This window comes from Plantibacter cousiniae (nom. nud.), from assembly GCF_977070315.1.
In genome coordinates this window covers 185,360-203,307 of record NZ_CDRVEU010000007.1, presented here as the reverse complement: position 1 = coordinate 203,307, position 17,948 = coordinate 185,360, and the positions used below count along the sequence as shown (strand labels likewise).

The window sequence follows — 17,948 nt, the reverse complement described above, 5'->3', positions numbered from 1 at the left end:
CCCAGCGGCAGTTCATTCCCGGCCCGAATGCGGCGCACACATTCCCCGCACCAATCTGTTACCTGTTGCCCCAAAACTGCGCAAAAAGTCATTCAGGTAACAACGTCCAGCCCTTTTCGGAGAAATGCCCCTTTGCTGATCAAAAGCACCAGGCCCGCATAAATATAGCCCTGCAGATAGATTCGATGGGCAAAAAACAGCGACAGCACAAAGTTGGTCTTTTGATTGCATATGCTTGTATGTACAAGTAGAGACAGGCTGAACACTCTGTCTTCTACCCAACTGAATAGGCCTGCTTCGCCAGGCGCTGCTCGCCCTTCATCGGGCTGGTTCGAATTGATCGCCGAGGATTTTTTTGTGACCGAGAATAATCAAGACCTTAAGCAGGACTGGACCCGCCATCGCGAAGGTGTAGTACGGGCTGCACGCGGTACTCAACTGACCGCCAAGAGCTGGCTGACCGAAGCACCGCTGCGCATGTTGATGAACAACCTCGACCCGGAAGTCGCCGAAAACCCCAATGAACTGGTGGTTTACGGTGGCATCGGTCGTGCCGCACGCAACTGGGAGTGCTACGACAAGATCGTCGAAAGCCTCACTCAGCTCAACGATGATGAAACCCTGCTGGTGCAGTCCGGCAAGCCGGTCGGCGTGTTCAAGACCCACAGCAACGCCCCGCGCGTATTGATCGCCAACTCCAACCTGGTGCCGCACTGGGCCAGCTGGGAGCACTTCAACGAACTGGATGCCAAGGGCCTGGCCATGTATGGCCAGATGACCGCCGGCAGTTGGATCTACATCGGCAGCCAGGGCATCGTGCAAGGCACTTACGAAACCTTCGTCGAAGCCGGTCGCCAGCACTATGACGGCAACCTCAAGGGCCGCTGGGTGTTGACCGCAGGTTTGGGCGGCATGGGTGGCGCGCAGCCGCTGGCCGCGACACTGGCCGGGGCCTGCTCGCTGAACATCGAATGCCAGCAGAGCCGTATCGATTTCCGCATCAAGACCCGCTACGTCGACGAACAGGCCGCTGATCTCGATGACGCACTGGCGCGTATCGCGAAATACACGGCCGAAGGCAAAGCCATCTCCATCGCCCTGTGTGGCAACGCGGCGGACATCCTGCCGGAAATGGTCCGTCGCGGTGTGCGCCCGGACATGGTCACCGACCAGACAAGCGCCCACGACCCGCTCAATGGCTACCTGCCCAAAGGCTGGACCTGGGACGAGTACCGTGCCCGCTCGGTCAGCGAGCCGGCCAGTGTGGTCAAGGCGGCCAAGCAATCGATGGCCGAACACGTCGAAGCCATGCTCGCCTTCCAGCAAGCCGGCATTCCGACCTTCGACTATGGCAACAACATTCGCCAGATGGCCAAGGAAGTCGGCGTCACCAATGCCTTCGATTTCCCGGGTTTCGTGCCCGCCTACATCCGTCCGCTGTTCTGCCGTGGCATCGGGCCGTTCCGCTGGGCCGCGCTGTCGGGCGATCCGCAGGACATCTACAAGACCGACGCCAAGGTCAAAGAGCTGATCCCGGATGACGAGCACCTGCACAACTGGCTGGACATGGCCCGCGAGCGAATCAGCTTTCAGGGCTTGCCAGCGCGTATCTGCTGGGTCGGTCTGGGCCAGCGCGCCAAGCTGGGCCTGGCCTTCAACGAAATGGTCCGCAGTGGCGAGTTGTCGGCACCGGTGGTAATCGGCCGCGACCACCTGGACTCCGGCTCGGTCGCCAGCCCCAACCGCGAGACCGAATCCATGCGCGATGGCTCCGATGCCGTCTCCGACTGGCCGCTGCTCAATGCCCTGCTCAATACCGCCAGCGGTGCGACCTGGGTCTCGCTGCACCACGGTGGAGGCGTCGGCATGGGCTTCTCGCAGCATTCCGGCATGGTGATCGTCTGCGACGGTACGGATAAAGCCGCCGAGCGTATCGCCCGCGTATTGCACAACGACCCGGCCACCGGGGTGATGCGTCATGCCGATGCCGGTTACGACATCGCTATCGATTGTGCCAAAGAGCAGGGCTTGAACCTGCCAATGATCGGACGTTGACAACGTTGCCGGCCATCAGGCCGGCACACGTCGGGGACGGGCATGAGCATGCCCACGGGCCGGATGCCTACTTGAAGCTGCCGTCATCCATTTCAGGCTTAGGAGCATCGACAATGAATATGAAAAAGGCCCTGCTGACCACCCTGGTATCCGCTGGCCTGCTCGCCAGCGCAGGCGCAAGTCAGGCTGCCGGCTGGTGCGAATCAGGCAAGCCGGTGAAATTCGCCGGTCTTAACTGGGAAAGCGCGATGCTGCTGACCGACATTCTGCAGGTCGTTCTGGACAAGGGTTACGGCTGCACGGTTGACGCCCTGCCCGGCAATTCCATCGCCATGGAAAACGCCCTGGGCACCAACGATATCCAGATCTTTGCCGAAGAATGGGTCGGTCGCAGCGAGGTCTGGAACAAGGCCGCCGCTGCCGGGAAAGTGGTTGGTGTCGGCGCGCCGATCGTCGGCGCAGTGGAAGGCTGGTACGTGCCGCGCTATGTGATCGAAGGCGATGCCAAACGCAAGCTGGAAGCCAAGGCACCCAACCTGAAATCCATCAGCGATCTGGCCCAGTATTCAGCCGTGTTCAAGGATCAGGAAGAGCCATCCAAAGGGCGTTTCTACAACTGCCCGGCGGGTTGGACCTGTGAATTGGAAAACAGCGAAATGCTCAAGAGCTACGGCCTGGAAAGCAAATACACCAACTTCCGCCCGGGCACCGGCCCGGCGCTGGATGCGGCGATTCTCTCCAGCTACAAACGTGGCGAACCGATCCTGGCCTACTATTGGTCACCCACGCCGCTCATGGGTCAGGTAGACCTGGTGCGTCTGGAAGAGAAAGCCGGGGTCAACAAGACGATCGATATCAAGGTCGGCGTGTCCAAAGTGTTCCACGATGAGGCCCCTGAACTGGTCGCCATCCTGGAAAAGGTCAACCTGCCTATCGACCTGCTCAACCAGAACCTGGGGCGCATGGCCAAGGAACGCATCGAATCGCCGAAGCTGGCGAAGATTTTCCTGAAAGAGCACCCCGAAGTCTGGCACAAATGGGTCAGCGAAGACGCCGCGAAGAAGGTGGACGCTTCGTTGTAAACGACCGGGCTGTCGGACTGTAAGGTTCGACAGCCCCGTCGTTGACCCGACACACCTCATTTGAGAGCCGCTTATGTTTCCTGAAAGCTTCACTTTCTCGATCGCCAACTGGGTCAACGATGGCGTCGACTCACTGGTCACGCAGTACGGCGATGTGTTCCGGCACATTTCCGACACCCTGCTATGGGCCATTGTCAACCTCGAAGGCCTGCTGCGCATGGCGCCGTGGTGGCTGATGCTGATGATCGTCGGCGGTATTGCCTGGCACGCGACACGCAAGATCGTCACGACGCTGGTCATCGTCGGCCTGCTGTTTCTGGTCGGTGCGGTCGGGTTGTGGGACAAGCTGATGCAGACGCTGGCGCTGATGCTGGTCGCCACGATCATCGCGGTGCTGATCGGCATTCCGCTGGGCATCCTCTCGGCACGCAGCAATCGGCTGCGCTCGGTGCTGATGCCGCTGCTGGACATCATGCAGACCATGCCCAGCTTCGTGTACCTGATCCCGGTGCTGATGCTGTTCGGTCTGGGCAAGGTGCCGGCGATCTTCGCCACCGTAATTTACGCCGCACCGCCGCTGATTCGTCTGACCGATCTGGGCATTCGTCAGGTGGATGGTGAAGTGATGGAAGCCATCAACGCGTTCGGCGCCAATCGCTGGCAGCAACTGTTCGGCGTGCAACTGCCGCTGGCGATGCCGAGCATCATGGCCGGTATCAACCAGACCACCATGATGGCGCTGTCGATGGTGGTGATCGCCTCGATGATCGGCGCACGCGGGCTTGGCGAAGACGTGCTGGTGGGCATTCAGACCCTCAACGTCGGGCGCGGGCTGGAAGCGGGCCTGGCCATTGTCATTCTGGCGGTCGTCATCGACCGTATCACGCAGGCCTATGGCCGCCCACGGCATGAGGCGCACAAATGAGCAGCGTGGAACCGAACAAAATCGTCGTCAAAAACGTATTCAAGATCTTCGGCAACCGCTCGAAAGAAGCGCTGGAGTTGATCAGGCAAAACCAGAGCAAGGACCAGGTGCTGGCCCAGACCGGCTGTGTGGTCGGGGTCAACGACCTGTCGCTGTCGATCGGCAGCGGCGAAATCTTCGTCATCATGGGCCTCTCCGGCTCGGGAAAATCGACGCTGGTGCGTCATTTCAACCGGCTGATCGACCCCACCAGCGGCGAGATTCTGGTCGATGGCGAAGACATCCTGCGTTACGACATGGAGGCCTTGCGCCAATTCCGCCGGCACAAGATCAGCATGGTGTTCCAGAGCTTCGGCCTGCTGCCGCACAAGACCGTGCTGGCCAACGTGGCCTACGGCCTGACCGTGCGTGGCGAGAGCAAGGCGCTGTGTCAGGAACGCGCGCTGCACTGGATCACCACCGTAGGCCTCAAGGGCTATGAGAACAAATACCCGCACCAGCTTTCTGGCGGCATGCGTCAGCGTGTGGGTCTGGCCCGCGCGCTGGCGGCCGACACCGACATCATTCTGATGGACGAAGCATTCAGCGCCCTCGACCCGTTGATCCGCGCCGAGATGCAGGACCAGTTGCTGGAGCTGCAAGCCAGCCTGCACAAGACCATCGTGTTCATTACCCACGATCTGGACGAGGCCGTGCGCATCGGCAATCGCATCGCGATCCTCAAGGATGGTCGATTGATTCAGGTCGGTACGCCGAAAGAAATTCTCCACTCGCCCGCCGACGATTACGTGGATCGTTTCGTTCAGCGTCGCGTAGCCACCCTTTAAGGACCGTTGCAGATGTCGCGAGCAGAACAGATCGTCATCGGTGAAGCACCTGCAGGCTGGCAGGACGTGGTCGCCGTGGCCCGGCATGGCGCAAGACTGGTCCTGTCGGATGCTGCCTGGGCACGGATCGACAACGCTCAGGCCATCGTGCAGCGCATCGTCGTCAGCGGCGAGCGCGCCTATGGCGTGAACACCGGGCTCGGCGCGCTGTGCAATGTGTCACTGCAAGGCGAACAGCTCAGTCGCCTGTCGCGCAATACCCTGCTCAGCCATGCCTGCGGCGTCGGTGCGCCACTGGCCGACGAGCAGACCCGCGCAATCATCTGCGCCGCGATTCTCAACTACAGTCAGGGCAAGTCCGGCATTCACCGGCAAGTGGTCGAAGCGCTACTGGCCCTGCTCAACCGGGGCATCACGCCGCAAGTACCGGCGCAGGGCTCGGTGGGTTACCTGACGCACATGGCGCACGTCGGCGTCGCGTTGCTGGGCATCGGCCAGGTCAGCTATCGCGGGCAGATCGTCCCGGCTGAGCAGGCCTTGAACGAAGAAGGTCTGGCTCCGGTCATCCTCGGCGCCAAGGACGGATTGTGCCTGGTCAACGGCACACCGTGCATGACCGGCCTGAGCTGTCTGGCCATCGCCGACGCCGAGCGTCTGAGCCAGTGGGCCGACGTGATCGGCGCGATGAGCTTCGAAGCCCTGCGCGGCCAGCTGGACGCGTTCGATGCAAGCATCCTCGCCCTCAAGCCGCATCCGGGCATGCAACAGGTGGGCAAGAACCTGCGCACGTTACTGGCAGGCAGCGAAGTGCTCGCCAGCAGCGAAGGCATTCGGACCCAGGATGCGCTGAGTATTCGTTCGATTCCCCAGGTGCATGGCGCCACCCGCGACCAGTTGGCTCACGCCACTCGCCAGGTCGAGATCGAGCTCAATTCAGTCACCGATAACCCGCTGCTGCTCGGCACGCCCGACGCTTTCCGAGTGGTGTCCCAGGCCAATCCACACGGCCAGTCGGTGGCCATGGCGGCAGACCTGCTGTGCATGGCGATGGCCGAGCTGGGCTCGATCGCCGAACGGCGCCTGGACCGCCTGATCAACCCGATGGTCAGCGGCCTGCCGGCGTTTCTGGTCACCCAGCCGGGGGTCAACTCGGGAATGATGATCGTCCAGTACGTCGCCGCTTCGCTGTGCGCGGAAAACCGCCAGATGGCGCAGCCGGCTGTGGTCGACAACTACGTGACCTCCGGCCTGCAGGAGGATCACCTGAGCCTGGGCACCAGCGCCGCGCTCAAGCTGCACAAGGTGCTGGGCAATACCACGCAGATTCTGGCCATCGAGTATTTGCTCGCGGCCCAGGCATTCGAATTTCTCAAGACACAGGGTTTTGGCGTGGGCACCGGTGCCGCGTGGCGACTGCTGCGCGAGCGCATCCCGGCCTACGACGAAGACCGCTGGCTGGCTCCGGACATCGCCAGCAGCGCGGCCCTGATCAAAGACGAAGCGTCGCTGGAAAGGATTTTCCAGCACTGCCGTAACAACGCGGCAGGCCTATAAAAACAGCGTATGGCCACCAGCCGTCGCTGACATTCATCAAGGAGTAGCAGCATCGTGACCACCTTATCTGCCAAGACGCTGAACCTGATCCCCGGCAAACTGACCCTGGCGCAACTGCGCGGTATTTATCTGCAGCCGGTCAGCCTGACGCTGGACAGCAGCGCAGACCAGCAGATCGACGACAGCGTCGCCTGTGTCGAGCGCATTCTGGCCGAGAACCGCACCGCCTACGGCATCAACACCGGGTTCGGTCTGCTGGCTTCGACGCGGATTGCCAGCGAAGACCTGGAAAACCTGCAGCGTTCGCTGGTGCTGTCGCATGCGGCCGGTGTCGGTCAGCCGATCAGCGATGAGCTGGTGCGTCTGATCATGGTGCTCAAGGTCAACAGCCTGAGCCGCGGCTTCTCGGGCATTCGGCGAGTGGTCATCGACGCCCTGATTGCGCTGATCAATGCCGAGGTCTACCCGCATATTCCGCTCAAGGGCTCGGTCGGTGCTTCCGGCGACCTTGCACCGCTGGCGCACATGTCGCTGGTGCTGCTGGGCGAAGGCAAGGCGCGCTACAAGGGCGAATGGCTGAACGGCGTCGATGCGCTGGCGGCTGCCGGGCTGCAACCGCTGACCCTGGCAGCCAAGGAAGGGCTGGCACTGCTCAACGGTACGCAAGTGTCTACCGCCTACGCATTGCGCGGCCTGTTCGAAGGCGAAGACCTGTTCGCTGCAGCCCTGACCTGCGGCTCGCTGACGGTTGAAGCCGTGCTCGGCTCGCGCTCGCCCTTCGACGCGCGCATTCATGCCGCACGCGGTCAGCGCGGGCAGATCGACGCGGCAGCCTGCTACCGTGACCTGCTGGGCGAAAGCAGCGGCGTGTCCGAGTCGCACCGCAACTGCGACAAGGTTCAGGACCCCTACTCGTTGCGCTGCCAGCCACAGGTCATGGGCGCGTGTCTGACCCAACTGCGTCAGGCCGCCGAGGTGCTGGAAATCGAAGCCAACGCGGTGTCCGACAACCCGCTGGTGTTCGCCGCCGAGAACGACGTCATATCCGGTGGTAATTTTCACGCCGAGCCGGTCGCCATGGCGGCGGACAACCTCGCGCTGGCCATTGCCGAGATCGGCTCGCTCAGCGAACGTCGCATTTCGCTGATGATGGACAAGCACATGTCGCAGCTGCCGCCCTTCCTGGTGGCCAACGGCGGCGTCAATTCCGGGTTCATGATCGCGCAGGTGACCGCCGCCGCGCTGGCCAGTGAAAACAAGGCATTGGCCCATCCGCACAGTGTCGACAGCCTGCCGACCTCGGCCAATCAGGAAGACCATGTGTCGATGGCCCCGGCCGCCGGCAAGCGCTTATGGGAAATGGCAGAAAACGTTCGCGGGATTCTTGCCGTAGAATGGTTGGCTGCCTGCCAGGGTCTGGACTTGCGTGAGGGTCTGAAAACCTCTCCGAAGCTGGAGCAAGCCCGCAGCCTGTTGCGCAGCAAGGTCCCGTTCTATGAAAAGGACCGCTTTTTTGCACCGGACATCGAAGCTGCCAGTCAGCTGTTGTCCTCCACTTGCCTGAACCCGTTGGTTCCTGCACGTCTGCTACCCAGTCTGTGATGCACCGCGAGCCTGGCAGGGCTCGCTTTGGTCATCGCTGCGGGAGGCCGGATGCAGGCGTTCTCGCGGCTTTTGCCATACCTGTAATGAAATGGACCTGAAATGACGTCACAAGATGGTTTGAAACGCGGGTTATCCGCCCGCCACATCCGCTTCATGGCCCTGGGCTCTGCCATCGGCACAGGGTTGTTCTACGGCTCGGCCTCGGCGATTCAACAGGCCGGGCCTGCCGTACTGCTGGCGTACCTGATCGGCGGCGCGGCGGTGTACATGGTGATGCGCGCGCTCGGCGAAATGGCGGTCCACGACCCGGTGTCCGGTTCGTTCAGCCATTACGCCACGCGCTACATGGGCCCGCTGGCCGGCTTCGTGCTCGGCTGGACCTACGCGTTCGAAATGATCATCGTCTGCCTCGCCGACGTGACCGCATTCGGCATCTACATGGGCTTCTGGTTTCCGGAAGTACCCCGCTGGATCTGGGTGCTGGGCATCGTCTTTCTGATCGGCGCGCTCAACCTGTGCAACGTAAAAGTCTTTGGTGAAACCGAGTTCTGGCTGTCGATCCTCAAGGTCAGCGCCATCGTGGCGATGATCGTTGCAGGCTTCGGCATCATGATCTTCGGTATCGGCAGCTCGACCAGCGGCACCGAAATCGGCATCAGCAACCTGTGGGCACACGGCGGCTTCATGCCCAACGGTGTCACCGGTCTGATCGCCTCGTTCGCGGTGGTGATGTTTGCCTTCGGCGGTATTGAAATCATCGGCATTACCGCAGGCGAAGCGAAGGACCCGCAACGCAGCCTGCCGCAGGCGATCAATGCCGTACCGCTGCGCATTCTGCTGTTCTACGTGCTGACACTGTTTGTGCTGATGTGCATCTACCCGTGGCCGCAGATCGGCACGCAGGGCAGCCCGTTCGTGCAGATTTTCGACAACCTGGGTATCGCTTCGGCGGCGACCATCCTCAACATCGTGGTGATCTCGGCGGCCGTATCGGCCATCAACAGCGACATCTTCGGCGCAGGCCGCATGATGTATGGCCTGGCCCGTGATGGTCAGGCGCCCGCCAGTTTTGCCCGCGTTTCACGCCATGGCGTGCCGTGGATGACCGTGCTGGTCATGGGCATCGCATTGCTGGGCGGCGTGCTGCTCAACTACCTGATCCCCAAGGATGTGTTCCTGCTGATCGCGTCGCTGGCCACCTTCGCCACCGTGTGGGTCTGGCTGATGATTCTGCTGACGCAGGTCGCCATGCGCCGCTCGATGCACCGCGAGGAAGCGGCACAGCTGAAATTCGCCGTGCCGTTCTGGCCTTACGGGCCTGCGGCCGCCATCGCCTTCATGCTGTTCATCTTCGGCGTGCTGGGCTATTTCCCGGACAACCGTGCAGCCTTGATCGTCGGCGCAATCTGGATCGTGCTGCTGCTCATCGCCTACGCTGTGTGGGTCAAGCCCAAGGCGCTCAACAACACTCATTGATCAACGAGGCCTGGAATGAAAACGCTCTGGAAAAACTGTCACATCGCAAGCATGGCGCACGGCAAATACTCGATCATCGAGCATGCCGCCATCGTGACCTCCGGAGCGCTCATCGAGTGGATCGGGCCTCAGGCCGAGCTGGCCGAGCCGGAACATGACAACTGCATCGATCTGGGCGGTGCATGGGTCACGCCCGGCCTGATCGACTGTCACACCCATACGGTGTTCGGCGGCAACCGCAGCGGCGAGTTCGAACAGCGTCTGCAGGGCGTCAGCTACGCAGAAATAGCGGCAGCGGGCGGCGGTATTGCCAGCACGGTGCGTGCGACTCGCGCCGCCAGTGAAGATGAGCTGTACGCCAGTGCCGAGCGCCGCTTGCGGCACTTGCTCAAGGACGGCGTCACGACCGTCGAGATGAAGTCGGGCTACGGGCTGGACCTGGAAAACGAGCGCAAGATCCTGCGGGTGATTCGTCGTCTGGGCAACACCCAGTCAGTTACCGTGCGTGCCACCTGCCTGGCCGCCCATGCGCTGCCACCGGAATACGCCGATCGCGCCGACGATTACATCAACCACATCTGCAACGACATGCTCCCGGCGCTGGCAGCCGAAGGGCTGGTCGATGCGGTGGATGCTTTCTGTGAATACCTGGCGTTTTCACCTGCGCAGGTCGAGCAGGTGTTTATCACCGCAGGGCAGTTGGCACTGCCGGTCAAACTGCATGCCGAGCAGCTGTCGTCATTGGGTGGATCGAGCCTGGCCGCGCGCTACAAGGCGCTGTCGGCGGATCATCTGGAGTTCATGACCGAGGACGACGCCATCGCCATGGCGGCTGCCGGAACCGTCGCGGTGCTGCTACCGGGGGCGTTTTACTTCCTGCGTGAAACGCAACTGCCGCCGATGGACGCGCTGCGCAAGCACGGCGTGCCAATTGCGATTTCCACAGACCTCAACCCTGGCACCTCGCCGGGCCTGTCATTGCGCCTGATGCTGAACATGGCCTGCACGCTGTTTCGCATGACGCCCGAAGAAGCACTGGCGGGGGTGACGTTCAATGCCGCCAGGGCGTTGGGCATGAGCGCGACCCACGGCTCGCTGGAGGTCGGCAAGGTGGCGGATTTCATCGCCTGGAACATTGAACGGCCGGCTGATCTGGCCTACTGGCTGGGCGGCGATCTGGACAAACGTATCGTGCGCCACGGCGTCGAATCATCGATCTGAAGGAGAGCCCTGTGGATAACGTTCTGACATTCAAGCATGGCCGTATTCCGCTGCTGATCAGCATGCCGCATGCCGGTCTGAAACTGACCCCGGTGGTCGAAGCCGCGCTGGTGGACGAAGCCTTGAGCCTGCCGGATACCGACTGGCACATTCCGCGTTTGTATGACTTCGCCGCTGAAATGGGCGCCAGCACCCTGGCCGCCGAATACTCGCGCTTTGTCATCGACCTCAACAGGCCGTCTGACGACAAGCCCATGTACGCCGGTGCGACCACCGGCCTGTTTCCGTCGATCCTGTTCGATGGCGTGCCACTGTTCAAGGACGGCCAGACGCCCAGCGCCGAGGAACGAGCGCGGTATCTGCAACAGATCTGGACGCCGTATCACCAGACGCTGGAGCAGGAACTGCAGCGCATGCGTGACGAGTTCGGCTATGCGCTGCTGTTCGACGCCCACTCGATTCGCGGCCACATCCCGCACCTGTTCGACGGCCGCCTGCCGGACTTCAACCTGGGCACCTTCAATGGTCTGAGCTGCGACCCGGAACTGGCCAGCCGACTGGAGCAGGTCTGCGCAGCGGCCAAGGACTACAGCCATGTGTTGAACGGGCGCTTCAAGGGCGGCCACATCACCCGCCACTACGGCAACCCGGCCAACAACATCCACGCGGTACAGCTGGAGCTGGCGCAAAGCACCTACATGGACGAATTCGTGCCCTTCCACTACCGCCCGGACCTGGCCGAGCCGACCCGCGCCGTGCTCAAGCCACTGCTGGAAACCTTCATCGCCTGGGGGCAGGAGCGCCTTGGCTGATGAAGGCGGACGCCGAGCGTCCAGAAAGGCGCTACCACGCGGAGCGTGGGAGCGATAGCCAGTGGTCGGAACCGGTGGCCACGATTATCGTTCCCATGCTCCGCGTGGGAATGCCGTTCCGGACGCTCCGCGTCCGCCCTTCAACGTTGCCGACTGATCACTTCTTGAGCAAGCGCAAACCGTTGAACACCACAAGCAGGCTCACGCCCATGTCGGCAAACACCGCCATCCACATGGTCGCCAGGCCCGCGAAGGTGATGCCGATGAACAGCACCTTGGTCACAATGGCCAGCACGATGTTCTGTTTCAGCACCGCCGATGTTCGGCGTGAAAGCGCAATGAATGTTGGAATCTTGCGCAGATCATCGTCCATCAGGGCGACATCTGCTGTCTCGATGGCCGTATCGGTGCCTGCAGCGGCCATCGCGAAACCGATCTCCGCACGGGCCAGCGCAGGCGCATCATTGATACCATCGCCCACCATGCCTACCCGGTGATTACGGCCGTAAAGCGCCTCGATCGCACTGAGCTTGTCGGCAGGCAGCAGATTACCCTGCGCTTCATCGATGCCTACCTGATCGGCAATCGCCTTGGCGGTGTGCGGGTTATCACCGGTCAGCATGACCGTCTTGATGCCCAGCTCGTGCAACTGGGCAATGGCTTCACGGCTGGTCTCCTTCACCGTATCGGCGACGGCAAACAGCGCGATCGGGCCAGAGGCATCGAGCAACAGCACCACGGTCTTGCCCTGCATTTCCAGCACATCGAGCCTGGCTTCCAGCTCCGGCGAACACAGGCCCAGCTCCTCCACCAGGCGATGGTTGCCCAGGTGATACATCTGGCCGTTGATCTCGCCTTTCACACCCCGCCCACCCAGCGCCTCGAACGCGCTGACTTCATGCAGCGTCAGGCTGCCATCGGCGGCCTTGGCAATCGCCTGGGAAACCGGGTGATCTGAACGCCCGGCAAGGCTCGCGGCAATCACCGGGGCACTGTCGGCAACAGCAGGGTTCAATGGCACATAATCAGTCTGCACCGGCTTGCCGTGGGTCAGCGTGCCGGTTTTATCCAGGGCCAGGTAATCGAGCTTCTCGCCTATTTCCAGATAAACGCCACCCTTGATCAAAATCCCCTTGCGCGCCGCCGCTGCCAGACCGCTGACGATGGTCACCGGCGTGGAAATCACCAGCGCACATGGGCAGGCCACCACCAGCAGCACCAGCGCCCGGTAGATCCAGTCATACCATTCGCCGCCGAAGAACAGCGGCGCGACCAACGCCAATGCCAACGCAACGACGAACACCACCGGCGTATAAATGCGCGAAAAGCTGTCGACAAAGCGCTGGGTCGGCGCACGCGAACCCTGAGCCGCTTCTACCGCATGAATGATGCGCGCCAGCGTCGAGTTGTTTGCGGCGGCGGTGACGCGATACTCCAGCGAACCGGCCTGGTTGATGGTGCCCGCGAAAACCTTGTCGCCGACAGTCTTTTCCACCGGCAGGCTTTCACCGGTAATCGATGCCTGATCGATCGTCGAGCTGCCGGACACCACTTCACCGTCGAGCCCGACACGCTCGCCCGGCTTGATCCGGACGATAGCCTCCAGTTCGACGTTTTTGGCTTCGATTTCCTGCCAGCTGCCATCCGCCTGCTTGACGGTGGCAAGCTCAGGCGTCAGTTGCATCAGGCCACTGATCGCATTGCGCGCGCGGTCCAGTGACTTGGCTTCGATCAACTCGGCGATGGTAAACAGGAACATCACCATTGCCGCTTCCGGCCACTGACCGATCAGAATGGCGCCGGTCACCGCGATGCTCATCAGCGCATTGATGTTCAGGTTGAAGTTCTTGAGTGCGATCCAGCCCTTCTTGTAGGTCGTCAGCCCGCAACTGAAGATCGACACCAGCGCCAGCAAAGCAACCACCCAGGTCGGGCCGAGTGAAGCAAAATGGACCACTTCTGCGCCCAGCGCCGCAACGCCGGACAACACCAGCGGCCACCAGTGTTTCTTCACCACCGGCACCGGTTCGGCAGATGCTGCACCTTCCTCGACCGGCTCGGCCTGCATGCCCAGTGAACTGATAGCCTCACGAATCGGGTCGGTGGACGGCAGGTCGTGCCAGACCCCCAGCATGCGGTTGATCAGGTTGAATTCCAGCTTCTGCACACCGGCCAGCTTGCCCAGCTTGTTCTGGATCAGCGTCTGCTCGGTGGGGCAATCCATCGCCTCGATACGGAAGCTGCTCAGACGACCACCCGCTGCAGACGCTTCGCCAAAGGTCACTACAGCGGGCTGTGCATCGCTGGAGCAGCACGAATGGGCATGCTCCACGGGCTTCTGCTCGTGCGCGTGCTCGCCGTGATCATGGTCGTGATCGTGGTCATGTGCGGGGGAATTCTTGATCGTCGTGCCCATTCGTTGTGGCTCCAGGATTCTGCTTGTTGCCAAGTGAACACCCTGTAGCCACTATAGGGTCAAGCACTCAAACGAGATGAGTCCACATGAAAATCGGCGAACTGGCAAAACTGACCGACACCCAGGTCGAAACCATCCGTTATTACGAGCGCGAAGGCCTGCTGCCCGCCCCCGCCCGCAGTGACGGCAATTACCGGCTGTATACCCAGGCGCACATGGAGCGCCTGTCGTTCATCCGCAATTGTCGCAGCCTGGACATGACCCTCGAAGAAATCCGCAACCTGCTCAACCTGCGCGACAGCCCGCAGGACCAGTGCGAAAACGTCAACGCTCTGATCGACGAACACATCGAACACGTCAACGCCCGCGTCGCAAGCCTGCAAGCGCTCCAGGAACAACTGCTCGACCTGCGCCGCCGCTGCAGCGATGGCACGACAGAACATTGCGCGATACTGGAGAGGCTGGAAGTGACGGGGGCTGTGGCAGCGCCAGAGGGCGAGCCTTCACATGTGGGGAGGAGTCATGGGCATTGAGAGGGGTTTGAGACCTATGGTTCAGCGCTGCGCGGCCTGCACCACCGCCACAAGCTCAGTGATCGCCTTGACGAGCTGATCCTTGGCAGCTTTCTCTTTCGCTGACTCTTCACCGGCCCGCTCAGAATCTGCGCGCTTGAACGCTTCACGCACCTCATCGCTGAAGATGCTGATCGAGACAATATTTTCTTGCCGAAAACCAATAGGCCTGAGCGGTGTATCACTTGGGTAATCGGTCGTGTACACCACTTTCAGGGTGTCCTTGTCCCGATAGCCACTGACGGTCGGGATAAGCAAAATTTCCTGATTCACACCCGTCACTTCGGTAGGGGCTCCGACATCCATGATGTAACCGACGTAGACCTTTCGATCCGCCATCGTGATCATCACTTCTTCCTTGTCGACAAATGCATCGAAAAGCGTCGAGCAGATAGGGCTGTGATCTACAGACTCACCCAGCAGATAGACCGCAATTTCTTCTTTTTTACCCGCGCCCAGTTGCCACTTGAGAATCCTGACAGTAAGAAAAGCTGCGAGGCTTGGCATCGCCAAGGTCAGTAAACCCGACAGGGCAAGGAACACGCCCACTTGGCTAAAATTCCTGCCAGTGATGTCGAAGTCCTGCCCCATTTGACCTAAAGCGCCCATGAAATCGGTGTTCACGGCAAAACAGACTGGCGAGGTCGCGTCCATCGTTTGGGCCCATTTTGGGCAAAACACACCCCAATCATGCGAGAACAGGCCTGCAAGGGCTGCGGTAACAAACATGGCCGCTAAAAAACAGTAGATACCATACCGCCCCACCAGCAAGTAAAGCATCTGGCCTTCATAGCGATGCAGCCTGCAATAAACGGTGGGATCCTTCAGGCACACCAAAAAGCCGCTGACGAGTAGTGGCAGCAGAAGTAAAAAAGCCATTTATCAGGATTCGGCTTGCGGAGTGACCAGTTTTTTAGCCTTATCGCGGGAGGAGCGAACCAAACCTTCGATTTCTTTGGCGTCCATGGACATGCGACCACCCCTTACCACAAGAGTGTCGATGCTCTTGATTGCCTGCATGAGGGCCGCGTCTTCAGCCTTCTTCGTATCACTACGATGTCCAATCCGATTGAAAAACATAGTCGATTCCATTGAACAGGGTCAGGGGACTTACGCCAAAACTATAGCACAACGCTCAATTCGCTCTCGTACGGACTCAAACCGCCATCGGCGCCGTCATTGCCGGGTGGTGCTGGTAGCCTTCCAGGGCGAAGTCCGAAGGCTCGATCAGTTCCAGCCATTCAGGCTGGTACACACCGGTCTTGGCAAACTCGGGTACACGCTCGGAGATGACCAGTTTCGGCATCGGGTACGGCTCGCGGGTCATCTGTTCGTTGAGCATGTCCAGATGGTTTTCGTAAACGTGGGCGTCGCCGATGAAGTAGGTGAACCAGCGCGGCGTGTAGCCGGTCAGGCGGCCGATCAGGCTCAGCAGCGCGGCGCCTTCGGTCAGGTTGAACGGCGTGCCGAGGCCCAGGTCGTTGGAGCGGATGTACAGCGTCAGCGAGATTTCGCGGGTCTGCGGGTTCGGGTGCAGTTGGTACAGCAGGTGGCACGGCGGCAGGGCCATTTCATCGAGCTGTGCGCAGTTCCAGCCGTGGAACAGGATGCGGCGGCTGCCTGGGTCGTTGATGATGGTGTCGACGCACTGGCGAATCTGGTCGATGGCCTTGTACAGGACCACGAACGACTGACCGTCTTCTTCGGATTCGGCAATCTGACGATACCCCTGGCCCAGCGCCAGTTCGATGGCCGCGACATTGCCGGCATCGATACGCTTGTAGGCTGGCCACTTGCGCCATTGCACGCCATAGATTTCGCCCAGATCGTCCTCGCCCTTGCGGAACGGATTGTTCAGCCACTGAGCGTTTTCGTTGGCGTTCTGATCCCAGACCTTGCAGCCCAGTTCGCGGAATTCGGCGGCGTTGTTTACGCCACGCAGAAAGCCAACCATCTCGCCGATGGCCGATTTGAAGGCCATGCGCCGTGTGGTGATCGCCGGAAAACCTTCCTGCAAGTCATAACGCAGCATCGCACCCGGAAAGCTGATGGTGTTCACGCCGGTACGGTTGGCTTGCAAGGTCCCGTGCTTGATCACATGAGCGACCAGTTCCAGATATTGCTTCATAAATCACCTGCCTTGTTGAACGCGCCGGGTGCTGACACCCGGCGTTTCGGTATTAAGCCGCTGCCTTGCTGGCAGACGGTTCGCGCTTGTAGGCCAGCCAGATCAGGAACAGACCGGCAATGATCATCGGCAGACTGAGGATCTGGCCCATGGTCACCCAGCCCCACGCCAGGTAGCCCAACTGGGCGTCAGGAACGCGGACGAACTCGACCACAAAGCGGAAGATCCCGTAAAACAGCGCAAACATGCCGGAAACGGCCATGGTTGGACGCGGTTTGCGGGCGTACAGATTGAGGATGATGAACAGCGCAACGCCTTCCAACGCGAACTGATACAGCTGCGAAGGATGACGCGCCAGTTGCGCAGGGTCGCTGAACGGCGGGAAAACCATCGCCCACGGCACGTCGGTCGGCTTGCCCCACAGCTCGGCATTGATGAAGTTGCCGATACGCCCGGCACCCAGGCCGATCGGCACCAGCGGAGCAACGAAGTCCATCAGCTGGAAGAAGCTTTTGCCGTTGCGCTTGCCAAACCACCAGGCCGCGATCATCACGCCGACAAAGCCGCCGTGGAACGCCATACCACCCTTCCAGACTTCGAAGATCAGCAGCGGGTTGGCGATGTAGGCCGAAAGATCGTAGAACAGCACGTAGCCCAGCCGCCCGCCGACAATCACGCCCATGGCCAGCCAGAAAATCAGGTCGGAGAGTTTTTCCTTGGTCCAGGTCGGGTCGAACTTGTTCAGGCGACGCGACGCAAGCAGCCAGGCGCCGCCGATACCGACCAGGTACATCAAACCGTACCAGTGAATTTGCAGCGGGCCGATAGCGACGGCTACCGGGTCAATCTGCGGGTAAGGCAGCATTGCGACTCCTCAATTGGAACGCCCTTGCGAGCGACTGAATCAGGCGCGCATGTTACCGGAGCCCAGCAGGATGCTCTAGCGGCGACCGATGGAAGCCGCCTGAACGAAATGAAAAAAGATACGCCTGGTGTGTCCAGCCGTACGCTTAGCGCTTCCGAGCACAGCGTTATAGACAGGTCTTGGAGAGCACTGAATACGTGCCTTACAGGCTTCTGCCCCCAGGGCGCAGGAGCGAACCGGGCAAGGCTTGGCGTGTTCGCGAAGATGGTGATTCAGACAATGCATTTTCGGCAATCATGCCGGCCTCTTCGCGAACAAGTTCGCTCCTACGGGGCAGTGTGTACCCCCTGTGGAAGTGAGCTTGCTCACGAAGGCAGTAGCCCAAACGCGCCATTTCCCGGAGTCTGTAC

15 protein-coding genes are annotated in these 17,948 nt (G+C 60.9%); 10 read left to right on the top strand and 5 right to left on the bottom strand.

Annotated elements, in window-relative coordinates; translation table 11 throughout:
* Nucleotides 1-357: 357 nt before the first annotated feature.
* The 9 genes from hutU to hutG all read left to right on the top strand — a co-directional run bounded on the left by hutU (nucleotide 358) and on the right by hutG (nucleotide 11,557).
* A complete protein-coding gene (gene hutU / locus ACW55A_RS15480) occupies nucleotides 358-2,055 on the top strand; it encodes a urocanate hydratase (RefSeq protein ID WP_455808574.1) in 1,698 nt (565 codons plus the stop codon).
* Between the two features lie 113 nt (nucleotides 2,056-2,168).
* The gene (locus ACW55A_RS15475; protein WP_003432399.1) at nucleotides 2,169-3,137 is read left to right on the top strand and encodes an ABC transporter substrate-binding protein; all 969 of its coding nucleotides are present in this window, start codon (nucleotides 2,169-2,171) and stop codon (nucleotides 3,135-3,137) included.
* 73 nt (nucleotides 3,138-3,210) lie between these two features.
* Nucleotides 3,211-4,062 carry an ABC transporter permease gene (locus ACW55A_RS15470; protein WP_003343849.1) on the top strand — a complete coding sequence of 284 codons (852 nt, stop codon included), beginning with the start codon at nucleotides 3,211-3,213 and terminating at the stop codon, nucleotides 4,060-4,062.
* Entirely contained in the window at nucleotides 4,059-4,889 is an 831-nt protein-coding gene (locus ACW55A_RS15465; protein ID WP_003432397.1) for a quaternary amine ABC transporter ATP-binding protein, read from the top strand. The genes ACW55A_RS15470 and ACW55A_RS15465 overlap by 4 nt, the downstream gene beginning before the upstream one ends.
* 12 nt (nucleotides 4,890-4,901) lie before the next feature.
* Nucleotides 4,902-6,443 (top strand): HAL/PAL/TAL family ammonia-lyase, encoded by a 1,542-nt coding sequence (locus ACW55A_RS15460; RefSeq protein ID WP_065348863.1) that lies wholly within the window; start codon nucleotides 4,902-4,904, stop codon nucleotides 6,441-6,443.
* A 54-nt stretch (nucleotides 6,444-6,497) separates the two neighbouring features.
* A complete protein-coding gene (gene hutH, locus ACW55A_RS15455; RefSeq protein WP_103736221.1) occupies nucleotides 6,498-8,045 on the top strand; it encodes a histidine ammonia-lyase in 1,548 nt (515 codons plus the stop codon).
* A gap of 102 nt (nucleotides 8,046-8,147) precedes the next feature.
* Nucleotides 8,148-9,524 (top strand): amino acid permease, encoded by a 1,377-nt coding sequence (locus ACW55A_RS15450; protein ID WP_003432387.1) that lies wholly within the window; start codon nucleotides 8,148-8,150, stop codon nucleotides 9,522-9,524.
* 15 nt (nucleotides 9,525-9,539) lie between these two features.
* On the top strand, nucleotides 9,540-10,745 hold the full coding sequence (gene hutI, locus ACW55A_RS15445) for an imidazolonepropionase (protein ID WP_455808572.1): 1,206 nt from the start codon (nucleotides 9,540-9,542) through the stop codon (nucleotides 10,743-10,745).
* Nucleotides 10,746-10,756: 11 nt separating this feature from the next.
* Nucleotides 10,757-11,557, top strand: a complete 801-nt coding sequence (hutG, locus tag ACW55A_RS15440) for an N-formylglutamate deformylase (protein WP_455808571.1) — start codon at nucleotides 10,757-10,759, stop codon at nucleotides 11,555-11,557.
* 157 nt (nucleotides 11,558-11,714) lie between these two features.
* Here hutG and ACW55A_RS15435 read toward each other — a convergent pair whose 3' ends face one another.
* Nucleotides 11,715-13,973 (bottom strand): heavy metal translocating P-type ATPase, encoded by a 2,259-nt coding sequence (locus tag ACW55A_RS15435; RefSeq protein ID WP_498811419.1) that lies wholly within the window; start codon nucleotides 13,971-13,973, stop codon nucleotides 11,715-11,717.
* Between the two features lie 86 nt (nucleotides 13,974-14,059).
* Here ACW55A_RS15435 and cadR point away from each other — a divergent pair, with 86 nt between their 5' ends.
* On the top strand, nucleotides 14,060-14,506 hold the full coding sequence (gene cadR / locus ACW55A_RS15430) for a Cd(II)/Pb(II)-responsive transcriptional regulator (RefSeq protein ID WP_010434512.1): 447 nt from the start codon (nucleotides 14,060-14,062) through the stop codon (nucleotides 14,504-14,506).
* A 21-nt stretch (nucleotides 14,507-14,527) separates the two neighbouring features.
* Here cadR and ACW55A_RS15425 read toward each other — a convergent pair whose 3' ends face one another.
* From ACW55A_RS15425 to lgt, 4 genes are all read right to left on the bottom strand, one after another.
* Entirely contained in the window at nucleotides 14,528-15,424 is an 897-nt protein-coding gene (locus tag ACW55A_RS15425) for a hypothetical protein (protein ID WP_455808569.1), read from the bottom strand.
* Between the two features lie 3 nt (nucleotides 15,425-15,427).
* Nucleotides 15,428-15,625, bottom strand: a complete 198-nt coding sequence (locus tag ACW55A_RS15420) for a hypothetical protein (protein ID WP_003343866.1) — start codon at nucleotides 15,623-15,625, stop codon at nucleotides 15,428-15,430.
* Nucleotides 15,626-15,701: 76 nt separating this feature from the next.
* Nucleotides 15,702-16,673 (bottom strand): thymidylate synthase, encoded by a 972-nt coding sequence (locus tag ACW55A_RS15415; protein WP_455808568.1) that lies wholly within the window; start codon nucleotides 16,671-16,673, stop codon nucleotides 15,702-15,704.
* 52 nt (nucleotides 16,674-16,725) lie between these two features.
* Nucleotides 16,726-17,538: a prolipoprotein diacylglyceryl transferase gene (gene lgt / locus ACW55A_RS15410; RefSeq protein WP_003432384.1), complete on the bottom strand. Its 813-nt coding sequence runs from the start codon at nucleotides 17,536-17,538 to the stop codon at nucleotides 16,726-16,728.
* Between the last annotated feature and the right edge of the window lie 410 nt (nucleotides 17,539-17,948).